Annotated in this window: 12 protein-coding genes and 1 tRNA gene; 10 read left to right on the forward strand and 3 right to left on the reverse strand. The window is 66.1% G+C overall.

The features are described from left to right. Positions 1 to 90: 90 nt before the first annotated feature. Both gltB and O5K31_RS17040 read right to left on the reverse strand, forming a co-directional pair. Positions 91 to 4,629 carry a glutamate synthase large subunit gene (gltB, locus tag O5K31_RS17035; protein WP_269714943.1) on the reverse strand — a complete coding sequence of 1,513 codons (4,539 nt, stop codon included), beginning with the start codon at positions 4,627 to 4,629 and terminating at the stop codon, positions 91 to 93. Between the two features lie 6 nt (positions 4,630 to 4,635). Further along, positions 4,636 to 6,084, reverse strand: a complete 1,449-nt coding sequence (locus tag O5K31_RS17040; RefSeq protein ID WP_269714944.1) for an NAD(P)-dependent oxidoreductase — start codon at positions 6,082 to 6,084, stop codon at positions 4,636 to 4,638. Positions 6,085 to 6,328: 244 nt separating this feature from the next. On the opposite strand from O5K31_RS17040, the gene O5K31_RS17045 reads away from it, so the two are divergent. The 4 genes from O5K31_RS17045 (at position 6,329) to O5K31_RS17060 (ending at position 9,385) form a co-directional block, all read left to right on the forward strand. Then, positions 6,329 to 7,135, forward strand: a complete 807-nt coding sequence (locus O5K31_RS17045) for an undecaprenyl-diphosphate phosphatase (protein WP_269714945.1) — start codon at positions 6,329 to 6,331, stop codon at positions 7,133 to 7,135. Positions 7,136 to 7,263: 128 nt separating this feature from the next. Continuing rightward, positions 7,264 to 8,463: a multidrug effflux MFS transporter gene (locus O5K31_RS17050; protein WP_269714946.1), complete on the forward strand. Its 1,200-nt coding sequence runs from the start codon at positions 7,264 to 7,266 to the stop codon at positions 8,461 to 8,463. A gap of 236 nt (positions 8,464 to 8,699) precedes the next feature. Next, positions 8,700 to 8,909 carry a cold-shock protein gene (locus O5K31_RS17055; protein WP_269714947.1) on the forward strand — a complete coding sequence of 70 codons (210 nt, stop codon included), beginning with the start codon at positions 8,700 to 8,702 and terminating at the stop codon, positions 8,907 to 8,909. A gap of 125 nt (positions 8,910 to 9,034) precedes the next feature. After that, entirely contained in the window at positions 9,035 to 9,385 is a 351-nt protein-coding gene (locus tag O5K31_RS17060; RefSeq protein ID WP_269714948.1) for a DUF6481 family protein, read from the forward strand. 65 nt (positions 9,386 to 9,450) lie between these two features. Here O5K31_RS17060 and O5K31_RS17065 read toward each other — a convergent pair whose 3' ends face one another. Further along, positions 9,451 to 10,413 (reverse strand): complex I NDUFA9 subunit family protein, encoded by a 963-nt coding sequence (locus tag O5K31_RS17065; protein WP_269714949.1) that lies wholly within the window; start codon positions 10,411 to 10,413, stop codon positions 9,451 to 9,453. A 148-nt stretch (positions 10,414 to 10,561) separates the two neighbouring features. Between O5K31_RS17065 and O5K31_RS17070 the strand changes: the two genes are divergently transcribed. The 6 genes from O5K31_RS17070 to rpoN all read left to right on the forward strand — a co-directional run bounded on the left by O5K31_RS17070 (position 10,562) and on the right by rpoN (position 14,956). After that, positions 10,562 to 10,648 (forward strand) — tRNA-Leu (locus O5K31_RS17070). An 86-nt stretch (positions 10,649 to 10,734) separates the two neighbouring features. Beyond that, on the forward strand, positions 10,735 to 11,352 hold the full coding sequence (locus O5K31_RS17075) for a ribonuclease D (RefSeq protein WP_269714950.1): 618 nt from the start codon (positions 10,735 to 10,737) through the stop codon (positions 11,350 to 11,352). A 10-nt stretch (positions 11,353 to 11,362) separates the two neighbouring features. Next, on the forward strand, positions 11,363 to 11,983 hold the full coding sequence (gene lptC, locus O5K31_RS17080; RefSeq protein WP_269714951.1) for an LPS export ABC transporter periplasmic protein LptC: 621 nt from the start codon (positions 11,363 to 11,365) through the stop codon (positions 11,981 to 11,983). 44 nt (positions 11,984 to 12,027) lie between these two features. Further along, positions 12,028 to 12,564, forward strand: coding sequence for an LptA/OstA family protein (locus O5K31_RS17085; RefSeq protein ID WP_269717090.1), 537 nt, complete (start codon positions 12,028 to 12,030; stop codon positions 12,562 to 12,564). A 17-nt stretch (positions 12,565 to 12,581) separates the two neighbouring features. Then, a complete protein-coding gene (gene lptB, locus O5K31_RS17090; protein ID WP_269714952.1) occupies positions 12,582 to 13,349 on the forward strand; it encodes an LPS export ABC transporter ATP-binding protein in 768 nt (255 codons plus the stop codon). A 110-nt stretch (positions 13,350 to 13,459) separates the two neighbouring features. Beyond that, positions 13,460 to 14,956 carry an RNA polymerase factor sigma-54 gene (gene rpoN / locus O5K31_RS17095; protein WP_269714953.1) on the forward strand — a complete coding sequence of 499 codons (1,497 nt, stop codon included), beginning with the start codon at positions 13,460 to 13,462 and terminating at the stop codon, positions 14,954 to 14,956. Positions 14,957 to 14,990: the final 34 nt, after the last annotated feature.

A 14,990-nucleotide genomic window follows, 5' to 3' on the forward strand; every position in this document is an offset into this window, starting at 1 on the left:
AAAGACGGCATGCGCCGTCATCTCGCCAGGGTTAGCGGGACTCGGGGCCGCCGCACAATCCCGCTGAGAGCGGCCCCGAACTTCTCAAAATCACGCCCGTTCGTGCATCGCCTGTTCGGCCACCAGCGGATGCGACAGGCGGCTGACCATCTCCTTGGGACAGACCTGCCAGAAGCCGCCTTTGACGTGGTCCCAATCGCGCAGCAGGGTCTTGGCCTGAGGCGATCCGGTCTCCTGGGCGTGTTCGGAGACCAGAGAGCGCAGCACACCTTCCCAGTGCGGGGAGGACAGACGCTGGACCACGACGCTGTCGGGATTGACCAGGGGCGCAAAGCGGTTGTCCGGGTCGTAGACGAACGCCATGCCCCCGGTCATGCCGGCGCCGAAGTTGCCGCCCACGGGTCCCAGCACAACCACCTGACCGCCGGTCATGTACTCGCAGCCGTTGGCGCCGATGCCTTCGACCACCGCGGTGGCGCCGCTGTTGCGCACGGCGAAGCGCTCGCCCGCCTGGCCGGCGGCGAACAGACGACCGGCTGTCGCCCCATAAAGGATGGTGTTGCCCAGGATGGCGTTATCCTCGGGTCGCGCCAGGTGGGCGCCGGCGCGGATGACGATAGTCGCTCCTGACAGGCCCTTGCCCACATAGTCGTTGGCCTCGCCGGTCAGTTCGATGCGCAGGCCCTGGACCGCGAAGGCGCCCAGGCTCTGGCCGGCCGAACCGCGCAGCTGCAGGGTCAGGTGCCCGGCGGGCAGGCCCTTCATCCCGAACTTGCGCACGATGTGGCTCGACGTGCGCGTGCCGATGGTGCGGGCGGTCGAGCGGACCGTATAGGTCAGCTGCATCTTCTCGCCGCGCTCCAGCAGGGGCGCCGCGTCGCGGACGATCTGGGCGTCGAGGGTGTCGGGCACGGCGTTGCGGCCCTCCACCGTGCAATAGGGCTTGTTGGCCCCCGGATCGGCGCGGACCAGCAGGGGGTTCAGGTCAAGGTCATCGAGGTGCTCGCCGCCACGGCTGACCTGCTGCAGCAGGTCGGTGCGGCCCACGATCTCCTGCAAGGATTTGAAACCCAGGGACGCCAGGATCTCGCGCACTTCCTCGGCGATGAAGCTGAAGAGGTTGATGACCTTTTCGGGCGAGCCGGTGAACTTGGCGCGCAGGGCCTCATCCTGAGTGCAGACTCCCACCGGGCAGGTGTTGGAATGGCACTGGCGCACCATGATGCAGCCCATGGCGATCAGGGACGCGGTGCCGATGCCGAACTCCTCGGCGCCCAGCATTGCGGCGATGACCACGTCGCGGCCGGTGCGCACGCCGCCGTCGGCCCGCAGCATCACCGAATGGCGCAGATTGTTGAGGGTCAGGACCTGATTGGCCTCCGACAGGCCCATCTCCCACGGACCGCCGGCATGCTTGATCGAGGTCTGGGGCGAAGCGCCCGTGCCGCCAACATTGCCGCTGATCAGGATCACGTCGGCCTTGGCCTTGGCGACCCCGGCGGCGATAGCGCCGATGCCGGTCATGGAGACCAGCTTGACCGTCACCCGCGCGACCGGGTTGATCTGCTTGAGGTCATAGATGAGCTGGGCCAGATCCTCGATCGAATAGATGTCGTGGTGCGGCGGCGGGCTGATCAGCATCACGCCGGGGGTGGCGTGGCGCAGGCGCGCGATCATCTCTGTGACCTTGAAACCGGGCAGTTGCCCGCCCTCGCCGGGCTTGGCTCCCTGGGCCACCTTGATTTCGATCTCGCGGCACTGGTTCAGATATTCGGCCGTGACGCCAAAGCGGCCCGAGGCCACCTGCTTGACCGCGCTGTTGGGGTTGTCGCCGTTGGGCAGCGGGCGGTAGCGCGCCGAATCCTCGCCGCCCTCGCCCGAGACGGATTTGGCCCCAATGCGGTTCATGGCGATGTTCAAAACACCGTGCGCCTCGGGCGCCAGGGCGCCCAGGCTCATGCCCGGGGTGACGAAGCGCTTGCGGATTTCGTTGACGCTCTCGACGTCGTCGACGCTGACCGCCGCCTGGTCCGAGCGCCAGTCGAGCAGGTCGCGCAGCTGGATCGGCTTGAACCCGCGCAGGCCCTCGCTCCAGCGCTTGTAGGCGCTGTAGTCGCCGGTGTCGCAGGCGTGCTGCAGGGTGTGAATCATGCGCGCCTCGAAGGCGTGCGCCTCGCCCGAGCGGCGGGCCTTGTAGAAGCCGCCCACCGGCAGGGTGATGGCTGAGGCGTCCCAGGCCTTGCGATGCAGTTCGACCGCCTTGGTCTCCAGGCCCGCCAGACCGATGCCGCTGATGCGCGACGGCATGCCTGGGAAATACTCGGCGACCATGGCGCGCGACAGGCCGACAGCCTCGAAGTTATAGCCGCCGCGATAAGACGAGATGACGCTGATGCCCATCTTGGAGAGAATCTTCAAAAGGCCGCCCTCGATGGCGGTCTTGAAGTTCACGCAGACGTCGCGAAGGGTCAGCTCGCCGGCCAGGCCCCGCTCCAGGCGATCCTGGAAGCTTTCCTGCGCCAGATAGGCGTTCACCGCCGTGGCCCCCACCCCGACCAGCACCGCGAAATAGTGGGTGTCCAGGCACTCGGCGGACCGGACGATGATCGACACGTAGGACCGCAGACCCTTGGCGACCAGGTGCGCATGCACACCGCCCGTGGCCAGGATCATCGGCAGGGCCACGCGGTCGGGACCGCAGGCCTCGTCGCTGAGCACGATGGTCGAACAGCCGCGCAGGGCCGCGTCCTCGGCTTCGGCCCGGATGCGGTCGAGATTGGCGCGCAGGGCGTCGCCGGGGCGCGCCTCGGGGACCGGGATCGGCATAGTGCAGTCGATCAGGGCGACGTTCTTGTCGCCGATCACATCGACGATGCGCACGTACATTCCGGTCGTGAGCACGGGGCTGTCGAGCACGAACACGTCGGTCTGCGCCGAGTCCTGCGCCAGGATGTTGCCCAGGTTCTTAAAGCGGGTCTTCAGGCTCATCACCCCCGTCTCGCGGAGCGGGTCGATGGGCGGGTTGGTCACCTGGCTGAAGTTTTGGCGGAAGAAGTGGCTGAGCGGCCGGTACTTCTCCGACAGCACCGCCAGGGGCGTGTCGTCGCCCATAGAGCCGATGGCTTCCTTGCCTTCCTCGGCCATGGGGGCGAGGACCATCTCCAGGTCCTCCAGCGTCAAGCCGGCGGCCAGTTGACGGCGGGTCAGTTCCTCGCGGCCATAGCGACGCGGCTCGGGGCCGGGGCCGATCTCCTGGTCCAGGTCGCGGATGTTGCCCAGCCACTCGGTATAGGGATGGCGCTCGGCCAGCTCGTCGATGATCTCGTCTTCGCTGTAGAGCTGGCCGTTGGCCAGATCGATGGCGATCATCCGTCCGGGCGAGATGTTGAGCTTCTTGACGATGCGCGTGTCGGCGACGCCGCACATGCCCGCTTCCGAGCCCATGATCACCAGGCCGTCATCGGTATAGGCGACCCGCAGGGGACGTAGGCCGTTGCGGTCCTTGCCCGCCACGACCCAGCGGCCGTCGGTGGCGCAGACGGCGGCCGGGCCGTCCCACGGCTCCATCACCGCGTTGCAGTACGAATAGAGCGCCTGATGCGAGGCGGGCATCTGTTCTTCGGTCTTGCCATTCCAGGCCTCGGGCATCAGCAGGGCCTTGGCCATGGGCGCGTCGCGGCCGGCGCGGACCAGCACTTCGAAGGTGTTGTCGAGCGCGGCGCTGTCGGACACGCCGGGCTGGATGACGGGCTTCACATCCTCGCCGAAATCCCCAAAGGCCTGAGCGGCCATGCGGATTTCGTGGCTCTTCATCCAGTTGACGTTGCCCTTCAGCGTGTTGATTTCGCCGTTGTGGGCCAGCATCCGGAACGGCTGGGCCAGCCGCCATTCTGGGAAGGTGTTGGTCGAGTAGCGCTGGTGGAAGATCGCCACCGCCGCGGAGAAGCGCTCATCATTGAGGTCGGGGTAGAACTCATTGATGTGCTCGGCCAGGAACATGCCCTTGTAGATCAGGGACTTGGCCGAGAACGAGCACAGGTAAAAGCCGTTGAGGTTGGATGCCGCGACGCGCTTTTCGATCCGCTTGCGGCACAGGAACAGGGCGCGCTCCAGCGCCTCTCCCTCAAGGCCGTCCGGCGCGGCGAGCATGATCTGCTCGATCTCGGGACGGGTGGCGTTGGCCTTCTCGCCGATGACGGCGGTGTTCACCGGCACCTGGCGCCAGCCATAGATGTAGAAGCCGAACCGCAGGGCCTCGGCCTCGACGATCGTCCGCGCCGCTTCCTGGGCGCCGAGATCGGTGCGGGGCAGGAAGACCTGCCCCACGGCGATGGGGCCGGCACGCAGAGCGTGGCCCGTGCGGCGCACCTGGTCTGCGAAGAAGTCCTGCGGCACCGACAGCAGGATGCCCGCGCCGTCGCCGGTCTTGCCGTCGGCGTCCACCGCGCCCCGGTGCCAGACGGCCTTCAGCGCCTTGATGGCGAGATCAACGACCTCGCGGCGCGGCTGGCCGTCGATGGCGCAGACCAAGCCCACGCCGCAGTTGTCGCGCTCGCTGGCCGGATCATAGGCATGACCGTCAATCAGACGCTGACGGTTGGCGAAGTAGAGGTCGAGGATATCGTTCATGGTCGTCTACTCCGCCGCGACCAGCGCCGGAGCGCTCGCCTTGGCCGTCAGGTACGAATGGATGGAATCCGCTGCGTCGCGGCCGTCGCGGATGGCCCAGACCACCAGGGAGGCGCCTCGCACGATGTCGCCGGCGGCGAACACCCCGTCGAGATTGGTCATCTGATTGCGGAAGTCGGCGCGCACGGTGCCGCTGCGCGACACTTTCAGTTCCGGGGCGGACCACAGCTGCGGCAGGTTTTCCGGCTCGAAACCCAGGGCCTTGATCACCAGTTGCGCAGGGCGGTCAAAATCGCCGCCCGGGACCTCTTCGGGCGACTGACGCCCCGAAGCGTCGGGCGAGCCTAGACGCATGCGGGCCGCATGCACGCCAGTCACCGCGTCGGCGTCGCCGCGCACCGCCTTGGGCGCGGCCAGCCATTCGAAATGGACGCCCTCTTCCTCGGCGTTGGCCACCTCGCGCATGGAGCCCGGCATATTGGTCTTGTCGCGGCGATAGAGGCAGGTCACCGAGGTCGCGCCCTGGCGGATGGCGGTGCGCACGCAGTCCATGGCGGTGTCGCCGCCGCCGACCACGACCACGTCCTTGCCGTGTGCGTTCAACTTACCAGAGGTGATCTCCTCGACCGCGTCGCCCAGGCTGTGGCGGTTGGAGGCGATCAGGTAGTCGAGAGCGGCCACAACGCCGGTCGAGCCCGCGCCCGGCACGGTCAGATCGCGGGCCGCATAGACGCCGGTGGCGATCAGCACGGCGTCATGACGCTCGCGCAGTTGCTCCAGGGTAGCGTCCTTGCCAACGTCAAAACCCATCTGGAAGACAATGCCGCCTTCGGCCAGACGACGGGTGCGGCGCTCGACCACGTCCTTTTCCAGCTTGAAGCCGGGGATGCCATAGATCAGCAGGCCGCCCGGGCGATCGTGGCGGTCATAGATGGTCACGTCATAGCCGCCTTCACGCAGGCGCTCGGCCGCCGCCAGACCCGCCGGGCCGGCGCCGATGACGCCCACCGACTGGCCGCGCGAGGGGCCGGCGACCAGAGGGCGCACCCAGCCTTCCTCCCAGGCCTTATCCGACAGATATTTCTCCACCGCGCCGATGGTGACCGTCCCGTGGCCCGACTGCTCGATGACGCAGTTGCCTTCGCACAAGCGGTCCTGCGGGCAGATGCGGCCGCAGATTTCGGGCATGGCGTTGGTGGCCTGAGAAAGCTCATAGGCTTCCTGCACACGGCCTTCGGCCGTCATGCGCAGCCAGTCGGGGATATTGTTGTGCAGCGGGCAATGTGACTGGCAAAACGGCACACCGCACTGAGAGCAGCGCGAAGCCTGCTCTGTCGCCTTGGCGTCAATGAAGTCGCCGTAGATTTCCAGGAAGTCGTCCGAACGGGCGTCGGCGTTGCGCTTTTCCGGCATCCGCCGCGGCGTCACCGTGAACTTCAACATGCGTTCGGCCATGATCATCCCCTTCTCGACGCGCGCGGGGCCCGGCAGAGGCATAACCTTGCGCGCGATGGGGTCTTACGTGCCGTTCATTGCAGCGAAAACAGTATAGTCCTATTTATTGACAATTATCCGCTCGCAAATCCCGTCCTATTCGCCGAAAACGTCTATTGAGAGTCGCTATCAGTCAATTTTATAGACTATACGACCTGTTTACCTTATCGCGCCACGCCTTGAGCTCCCGTCGGAGAAGCTTCCAATGCCGGACTGGTTGATCGCCATCGTCCTGGGCCTGATCGAGGGCCTGACCGAATTCATCCCGGTCTCGTCCACCGGACACCTGCTGCTGGTGGGCCATTTCCTGGGCTTCAACAGCACCGGCAACACCTTCGAGGTGCTGATCCAGCTGGGCGCGATCTTGGCGATCATCAGCGTCTATTTCACCCGGCTGTGGAGCCTGCTGATCACCGCGCCCAAGGACCCGGCGAGCCGCCGCTTCATCGCCGCGATCATCATCGGCGTCGTGCCGGCCGTGATCATCGGCGTAGCGGCCCACGACTTCATCAAGACCGTGCTCTACGAGTCCCCCACCCTGATCTGCACCACCCTGATCATTGGCGGGATCATCCTGCTGGCGCTGGACCGCATGAAGTTTCAGCCGCGCTATACGGACGTGACCCAATTCTCGCTGAAGACAGCGCTGATCATCGGCCTTTGCCAGGCGGTCGCCCTGATCCCTGGCGTGTCGCGTTCGGGCGCGACCATCGTCGGCGGCCTGCTGCTCAAGTGCGACAAACGCTCGGCGGCGGAATTTTCGTTCTTCCTTGCCATGCCGACCATGGCCGGCGCCTTCGCCTATGATCTCTACAAGAACCTCGACCAGCTCAGCCTGGACGACGCCGGCCTGATCGGCCTTGGCTTCATCGCCGCCTTCGTCTCGGCCGTCTTCGTGGTGCGCGGCGTGCTCAACTTCGTCACCCGCCACGGATTCACCCCCTTCGCCATCTGGCGGATCGTCGTGGGCGCCGCCGGACTGGTGCTGCTGGCGATTTTTCCGGCCCGCTGAGGAATTTGCGGGCCATCGAGCCTTGAGCCGGAGCCGCTTGGGGCCTAGCTAGCCGGCATGGGCGCGCCCGATGGCTGCGCCGGACTCCCCTTTGTCGAGGGCGCGTCGTCTTCGAAGGGGAATTTCCGATGAGCTCCAGCCGCAATTTCTTCGGCCTGGCCCTGATCCTGGGCCTGGTGTCGGCCATCGGCCCCTTCGCCATCGACATGTACCTGCCGGCCCTGCCCTCCATCGGGGCCAGCCTGAACGCCAGCCCCGGGGCGGTGCAGATGAGCCTGATGGCGTTCTTCATCGCCTCGGGGGTCTGCCAGCTGATCTATGGGCCGATATCGGACATGATCGGCCGAAAGCCGCCGCTCTATTTCGGCCTCAGCCTGTTCATCGTCGGCAGCATCGGCTGCGCTCTGGCGCCCACCATCCATGCCCTGATCGCCTTTCGTGTGGTTCAGGCCGTAGGCGCCTGCGCCGGCTCGGTCGTTCCGCGGGCCATGGTGCGCGACATGTACACCGGACCCGAGGCCGCGCGCCTGATGTCGCTGCTGATGCTGGTCTTCAGCATCTCGCCGATCCTGGCCCCCTCCGTGGGCGGTGCCGTGATCGCCCTGACCGGATGGCGTGGTGTGTTCTGGGCGACCGCCATCGCCGCCGTGATCGGCCTGATCCTGATCGCCTTCTTCATGAAGGAGACCCGCCCCGCCGAAGCCCGCAGCGAAAGCTCGTGGACCAGCGCGGTGATCAGCTACGGCAGGCTGCTCAAGGACCGGCACTACTTGGCCGTGGTGCTAGTGGGCGCGTTCGGGGTCTCCTCGTTTTTCGTCTATGTGGCCAATTCGTCCTTCGTCATCATCGACTTCTACGGCCTGTCGCCCAGCGCCTTTGCGATCTTCTTTGCGTTCAACGCGGCGGCCTTCTTCGCCGCGGCCCAGTTCACCGGCATGCTGTCGCGCCGCCTGGGGCTGGGCCGGCTGGTGCGCCTGGCCGTCACAGGGTTCGCCGCATCGATGGTCCTGATGACCGCCCTGTTCGCCCTGGGCCTGGGGAGCCTGGCCGTCATGAGTGGCATGCTGTTCATCGGCTGGGGCTTTTTGGGCCTGGTCATGCCCACCACCGGCGTGCTGGCCATGGAGGCTCACGGCCGCATCGCAGGCTCAGCTTCGGCTCTGATGGGCGCCATTCACGTGACGATCGGCGCGGCGACCATGGCCATCGCCGGCCTGTTTGCGGATGGCAAGCCGCTGTCGATGATCACCGGCATCACCGCCTGCGCCCTGACGGCCTTCGTGCTGGCGCAGATCTTCGTGCGACCGCCGGCCGCGGACGTTCGCTGAAGGCCACGCTTAAGGGCTTGATCTGAGGACCCGAACAATTGCACGCGAGCACGCGTTGCGAGCCGCGAAAATCTGGGTTATGAATTCACCCGATTGAATATCGTTTTGGTTCGGTTGCTCTCCACGCTTGCTCTTCGGATCGAGCTTCCGAGTCTACCACGATCCTCTCCGACAATTTGATCATGCAGGGACACTTTCAGCCCTGCGTGAACCTCCTCACCCGAAAGGTGACACTAATGGCTACCGGTACTGTTAAGTGGTTCAACACCACCAAGGGCTACGGCTTCATCCAACCTGACGACGGCGGCGCCGACGTTTTCGTGCACATCTCGGCCGTTGAACGCGCCGGCATGCGCCAACTCGATGAAGGTCAAAAGCTGAGCTACGAGCTCGAGCGCGACCAGCGCAGCGGCAAGACGTCCGCGGGGCAACTGCAAGCCGGCTAATCCGTTTCCACGGATAGGCCGAGCCCAGCGCTCAATACGAACAGGGCGGCCTTGGCCGCCCTGTTTTTCGTCCGCCCTCCCCCGAGCACGGACCAATACCCAGACACAGGATCAGAACTGACCTTATGAAGAACGTCGACTTTTCGGACCGCCTCAAGACCGCCGCTGAAGCCAAGCAAGCCCTCCTGAGCAAGCTCAAGCCAAAGGTCGCCGTCACCGATCCGCTGTTCGAACAACGTCAGGCCCTGCGCGAAGCCGAGGTCGAGCGTGTCCGCCAGGAACGCGCCGAACAAAAGGCCGCCGCCAAGCAGGCCGCCGCCGAGGCCGAAGCGGCCGTCCGTCAGGCTGAGGAAGCCCTCGCCGAGGAGGCCCTGGCCAACAAGCGCGCCGAGCGCAAGGAACGCAAAGCCCTTACAGCGGCCGAGCAGAAGGCCAAGCGCGACGCGCGATACGCCGCGCGCAAGGCCCGCCACTAGAGACTGAGAAACCTGGGCGGCTCCGGCCGCCCGGACTCAACTGCGCAAATGGGTCCGCCCGTTTTCTACAGAGCGCCTTCCGGCAGCGGCGCGTACTGACCGCCCTTGCGGTAGAGGTACAGATAGCTCGGAACCACCGCCTCCACCGTCGTCGGCACGATGCCTAGCTCAGCCAGGCCCGGCAGGGAGCCAGAGACGACGTTGTCGCTTTGCAGCAAGATCACCTGATCGCTGGTGATCGGCGCCGGGAAAAGACCCGAAATCATGTCGCCGGCCGACCCCATGGCCTTGGCCGCGAACCAAGGAATCGGGATCAGCGGACGATTGCGGCCCGTCTCGCGCAAAATCAGCTCCAGCACTTCCTTGAAGCTGTAGACGGCCGGGCCGCCCAGTTCGAAGGTCTTGCCCGCGTGACCGGCCTGGGTCGCCGTCGCAGCGATCGCCGCCGCCACGTCGCCCACGAAAACCGGCTGGAAGCAGGTCTTGCCGCCGCCAAACAGCGGAAGCGCCGGCGCCAGGGTCGCCATGCGGGCGAAGAGGTTGAAAAAGCCGTCCTCGGGCCCGAACACGATGGACGGGCGAATCACCACCGCGTCGGGGAAGACCTGACGCACGGCCGCCTCGCCCATGGCCTTGGTGCGGGCGTACTTGGATCCAGATTCAGCATCGGCGCCCAGGGCCGACATCTGCACAAAGCGTGTGGCTCCAGCCGCCTTGGCGGCCTCGGCCACCTTGCCGGCGGCGGTGGCGTGCAGGCTCATGAAGCCCTGACGGCCACGCTCTTGCAGAACCCCCACCAGATTGACGCAGGCCTGCGCCCCTTCGAGGGCGCGAGCGACGGACGCGCCGCTGCGGATATTGGCCTGCACGACCTGGATTTGGCCGACATCGCCCAGCATGCGCATACGGTGCGCCATGTTGGTGCGGCGCACGGCCACGCGGACCCGCCAGCCCTGCTTGGCCAGGGCGCGCACCACCTGGGTCCCGATGAACCCCGAGCCGCCGAAAACCGTCACCAAGCCTTGCATGGGAAATCCCTCGTTTGTCGGGTGCGGGATAGACGTTCCCAAGCTTATTCGCAACGCACGATGCATTTTGGCGAAGGTTCGTGTTGACGTCCCGAAATCGCTTCTCTAAAGCTCCCGGCCTCGCGCCGATCCGGTGGATGCGGAGCGGGCCCAGGTGGCGGAATTGGTAGACGCGCTGGCTTCAGGTGCCAGTGGCTTAACGGCCGTGGAGGTTCGAGTCCTCTCCTGGGCACCATCGCTCTTTTTCTACCTAGAAAGAGCAGGCGCCTCACCGGCGGCGCGCTATATAAAGCGCCAACATCGCCGGAGCGTTCGACACCCTTGGCCAATTTTCTTCATGAAGGCGACCTGCCCGCCGACGTTTTCGCGGGCGCGACCTCTGTCGCCGTCGATTCCGAAACCATGGGCCTTCGCCTGGGTCGCGACCCGCTGTGCGTGGTCCAGATCTCGGACGGGAACGGCGACGCCCATATCGTCCGCCTGAACCGCCCGGCCTATGACGCGCCCAATCTCAAGGCGCTGCTGGCCGATCCGGGCGTGCTGAAGATCTTCCACTTTGGCCGGTTCGACATCGCCATGTTCGACCTGCACCTGGGCGTGACCACCACACCGGTCTATTGCACAAAGATCGCCTCCAAGCTGGCGCGCACCTATACCGACCGCCACGGCCTCAAGGACGTGGTGCGCGAATGCGCCGGCGTGGAGCTGTCCAAGGCCCAGCAAAGCTCCGATTGGGGCTCAGCGACCCTCAGCCCCGAGCAGCTGGCCTACGCCGCCAGCGACGTGCTGCATCTGCATGCGGTCAAGGCCAAGCTGGACGCCATGCTGGCGCGTGAGGGCCGCACCGCCCTGGCCCAGGCCTGCTTTGATTTTCTCCCCAGCCGCGCCAAACTCGACATCGCTGGTTGGGAAGACGCCGACATTTTCGCCCACGCCTGAGGTCCCTTAAATGACCCAAGCCGCCGCCCTTACCGATCGTCCGTCCCGGCCTGACCTGAAGCGCTGGCGCAAGCGTTCGCGCACGGTCCGCACCCTGCGCTGGGCCCTGCCCGCGGCGGCCGGCCTGCTGGTGGTGATGCTGGGCGCGCAGATCGTCTGGAACGCCTTCGCCCGCGAGACGCCCTCCCTGGAGAAGGCGGCCACGGTCGTGCGCATGACCAATCCGCGCTTCTTCGGCCGCGACGAGAAGGGGCGTCCCTTCCGTATCAGCGCCAAGAGCGCCGCTCGGGACGACAAGGATATCAACGTCATCCTGCTGGAGCAGCCTGACGTCAGCCTAGCCATGGACGGCCCGTCGGCCACCCGGGCCACCGCCCGCACTGGAATCTACCGTGAGAGCGACCGGACGTTGAAGCTGCAGGGCGACGTGAAGTTCAGCGACGCCAGCGGCTATCGTTTCGCTGCTCAGGAGGCCAATGTGGACACCCGCGCCGGCCGCGTGGTCGGCCAGGGCCCGGTGCGCGGCGAGGGTCCGGGGACCCAGCTCAACGCCAACGGCTACACGGTCGAGGACAAGGGCGATCGGGTGATCTTCCGCGGCAGGGTTCGCGCGCGGCTCAATCAGGATTAAGAGGGGTTCGTAAGAACCCTGTGACGGAGGAACGGCGAGTGATCATGCGGTGGGCGGCGGTCGGCCTTGCAGCGACCCTTATGGCCGGCGCGGCGCAGGCGCAGATTTCGCGCGACTCCAGCGCGCCGATCGATATCACCGCCGACGAGAGCGAAGTGATCAACAGCCAGTGCGTCACCATCTGGCGCGGCGAGGCCGAGGCCCTGCAGGAGAACACCCGCCTGCGCGCCGCCGTGATCAAGGTCTACGCCACCCCGCGCCCCGGCACGGGCGAAAACGGCCAGGCGCGTTGCGGCGACACCAACCGGCTGGAGGCCGAAGGTCCGGTCTATTACGTGACCCCCAACCAGACCGTGCGCGGCGACCGCGCCGTCTACACCGCCGCCGAAGACACCGTGGTGGTCAGCGGCGATGTCATCGTCGTCCAGGGCAAGAACGTCGCGCGCGGCTCGCGCCTGACGCTGAACAACAAGACCGGCGAGGCCAAGATGGAATCGTCGGTGACCGGCCGTAACAAGGCTGGCCGCGTGCGCGGCGTCTTCTATCCCGACAGCAAGCCTGCCGCTGGCGGCGCGCGATAAGCCAGGGCCGACCTCACGTGAATCGCTCCTCTGCCGCAAAGACCGCGTCCTCGGCCGCGCCCGCCAAGGACGGCCTGTTCGTCGATGGCATCGCCAAGACCTTCCGGGGCCGCCCCGTGGTCAAGGGCGTCAGCCTGCACCTGCGCCGCGGCGAGGTCGCCGGCCTGTTGGGTCCCAACGGCGCGGGCAAGACCACCTGCTTTTACATGGTCACGGGCCTGATCGCCGCCGACGCTGGCCGCATCTTCCTCGACGGCGAGGACATCACCGACCAGCCCATGTATCAACGCGCCCGCATGGGCGTGGGCTACCTGCCGCAGGAAGCCTCGATCTTCCGCGGCATGACGGTGGAAGAAAACGTCATGGCCGTTGTGGAGATGCGCGAACGCGATCCCAAACGCGCCCGTGGCATCGTCGATCGCCTACTCGAAGAGCTGCGCATCGGCCATCTTCGCAAGTCGCCGGCCGTGGCGCTGTCGGGCGGCGAGCGTCGTCGCGTCGAGATCGCCCGGGCCCTGGCGGGCGAGCCGTCCTTCATGCTTTTGGACGAGCCCTTCGCCGGCATCGACCCGTTGGCCATCGCCGATATCCGCGAAGTGATCACCTATCTGAAGAGCCGCGGCATCGGCATCTTGATCACTGACCACAATGTGCGCGAGACGCTCGATATCATCGATCGCGCCTCGATCATCGCCAGCGGCGAGGTCCTGTTCGAAGGCACGCCCAAGGAGATCGTCGAGAACCCCGAGGTGCGGCGCGTCTATCTGGGCAATCTCTACGACTGAGCCTGCGACGGTTTAGCTCGGCCCTTGTTGGCCCAAGGCTTGCAGGCGTTCGCATCTCGTTAACCATGATGACCGCATCTAGTCCCTACGAGGTTTCGTAGGAGGTCGTCTTGGCCATAGGCCCAAGACTCGAGTTTCGGCAGGGCCAGAGCCTGGTCATCACGCCGCAGCTGCAGCAGGCGATCAAGCTGCTGCAGTTGAACAATCTCGAGCTCCAGGCCTTTGTCGAGGCCGAGCTCGAGAAGAACCCCCTGCTGCAACGCGACGAGGTCGACGCCGAGGTGGCGGTCGAGGCTCCGGCTCCAGAATCCTACGCCGTCGATTCCGTGCCGGACGGGGCGGCGGCGGCCGATATGGATGGCGGCGCCTCCGACAGCCATGCCGACGCCTCGCCAGGCGAACGCGATTCCGGCGAGACGGGATCAGAACCTTCAGGCGGGCAGATCGATTGGTCCAAGGCCGGTCGCGGCGGCAGCTTCGAAGGCGACGACAATCTGGAAAGCGCCCACAGCCGCGAAAAAAGCCTGTGGGAGCACCTGCACGAGCAGCTGACCGTCGCCAGCTTGGCCCCCGCCGACCAGGGCGTCGCCGTAGTGCTGATCGACGCCATCGACGAGGGCGGCTATCTGCGCGCCGACCTGGAAGAGACCGCCGAGCGCCTAGCCTGCGCCCCGGAGCGAGTCGAAAGCGTGCTAGCCGTCATCCAGGGCTTTGATCCTGCCGGCGTGGGCGCCCGCGACGTGCGCGAGTGCCTGATGCTGCAGCTAAAGGACCGCAACCGGTACGATCCGGCCATGGCCGCCCTGCTGGATCATCTGGACCTGCTGGCGCGCCGCGACCTGCCCAGCCTGAAGAAAATCTGCAGCGTCGATGACGAGGACCTGCGCGACATGATCGCCGAGGTCCGCGCCCTCACCCCGCGTCCGGGCGCGGCCTTCAGCACGGGCGAGACCGCCCAGACCGTGGTGCCCGACGTTCATGTCCGCGAGGGCCTGGGCGGGCTGTGGCACGTGGAGCTCAACGCTGAAACCCTGCCGCGGGTGCTGGTCGACCAGCGCTATCACGCCCGCATCGCCGGCGGCGCGCGCAGCGACCAGGACAAGACCTTTGTCTCCGACTGCCTGTCGTCGGCCAACTGGCTCGTCAAAAGCCTCGACCAACGGGCCAAGACCATCCTCAAGGTGGCCAGCGAGATTGTCCGCCAGCAGGACAGCTTCCTGGCCTTCGGGGTCGAACACCTTCGCCCGCTGAACCTGAAGACCGTGGCGGACGCCATCGGCATGCACGAGTCCACCGTCAGCCGGGTGACCTCCAACAAGTACGTCTCCACGCCCCGCGGGGTGTTCGAGCTGAAATTCTTTTTCACCTCGTCCATCGCCGCCACTGGCGGCGGCGAGGCCCACTCGGCCCAGAGCGTGCGCCATAAAATCCGCCAGTTGATCGACGCCGAAAGCCGTGAGTCAGAAGTGCTTTCGGACGATGCCCTGGTGGACATTCTCAAGGAGGCTGGCGTCGATATCGCTCGGCGCACGGTGGCCAAATATCGCGAGGCCCTGAAGATCCCCTCGTCGGTCGAGAGAAGACGCAGGTTGCGCGAGCACGCCTGAACCCCACATCCTGTTGGTGCGTTCTGAAAACCAG

Origin of the sequence: Caulobacter sp. NIBR2454 (genome assembly GCF_027474405.1) — a bacterium.
In the GTDB taxonomy this organism is placed as follows: Bacteria; Pseudomonadota; Alphaproteobacteria; order Caulobacterales; family Caulobacteraceae; genus Caulobacter.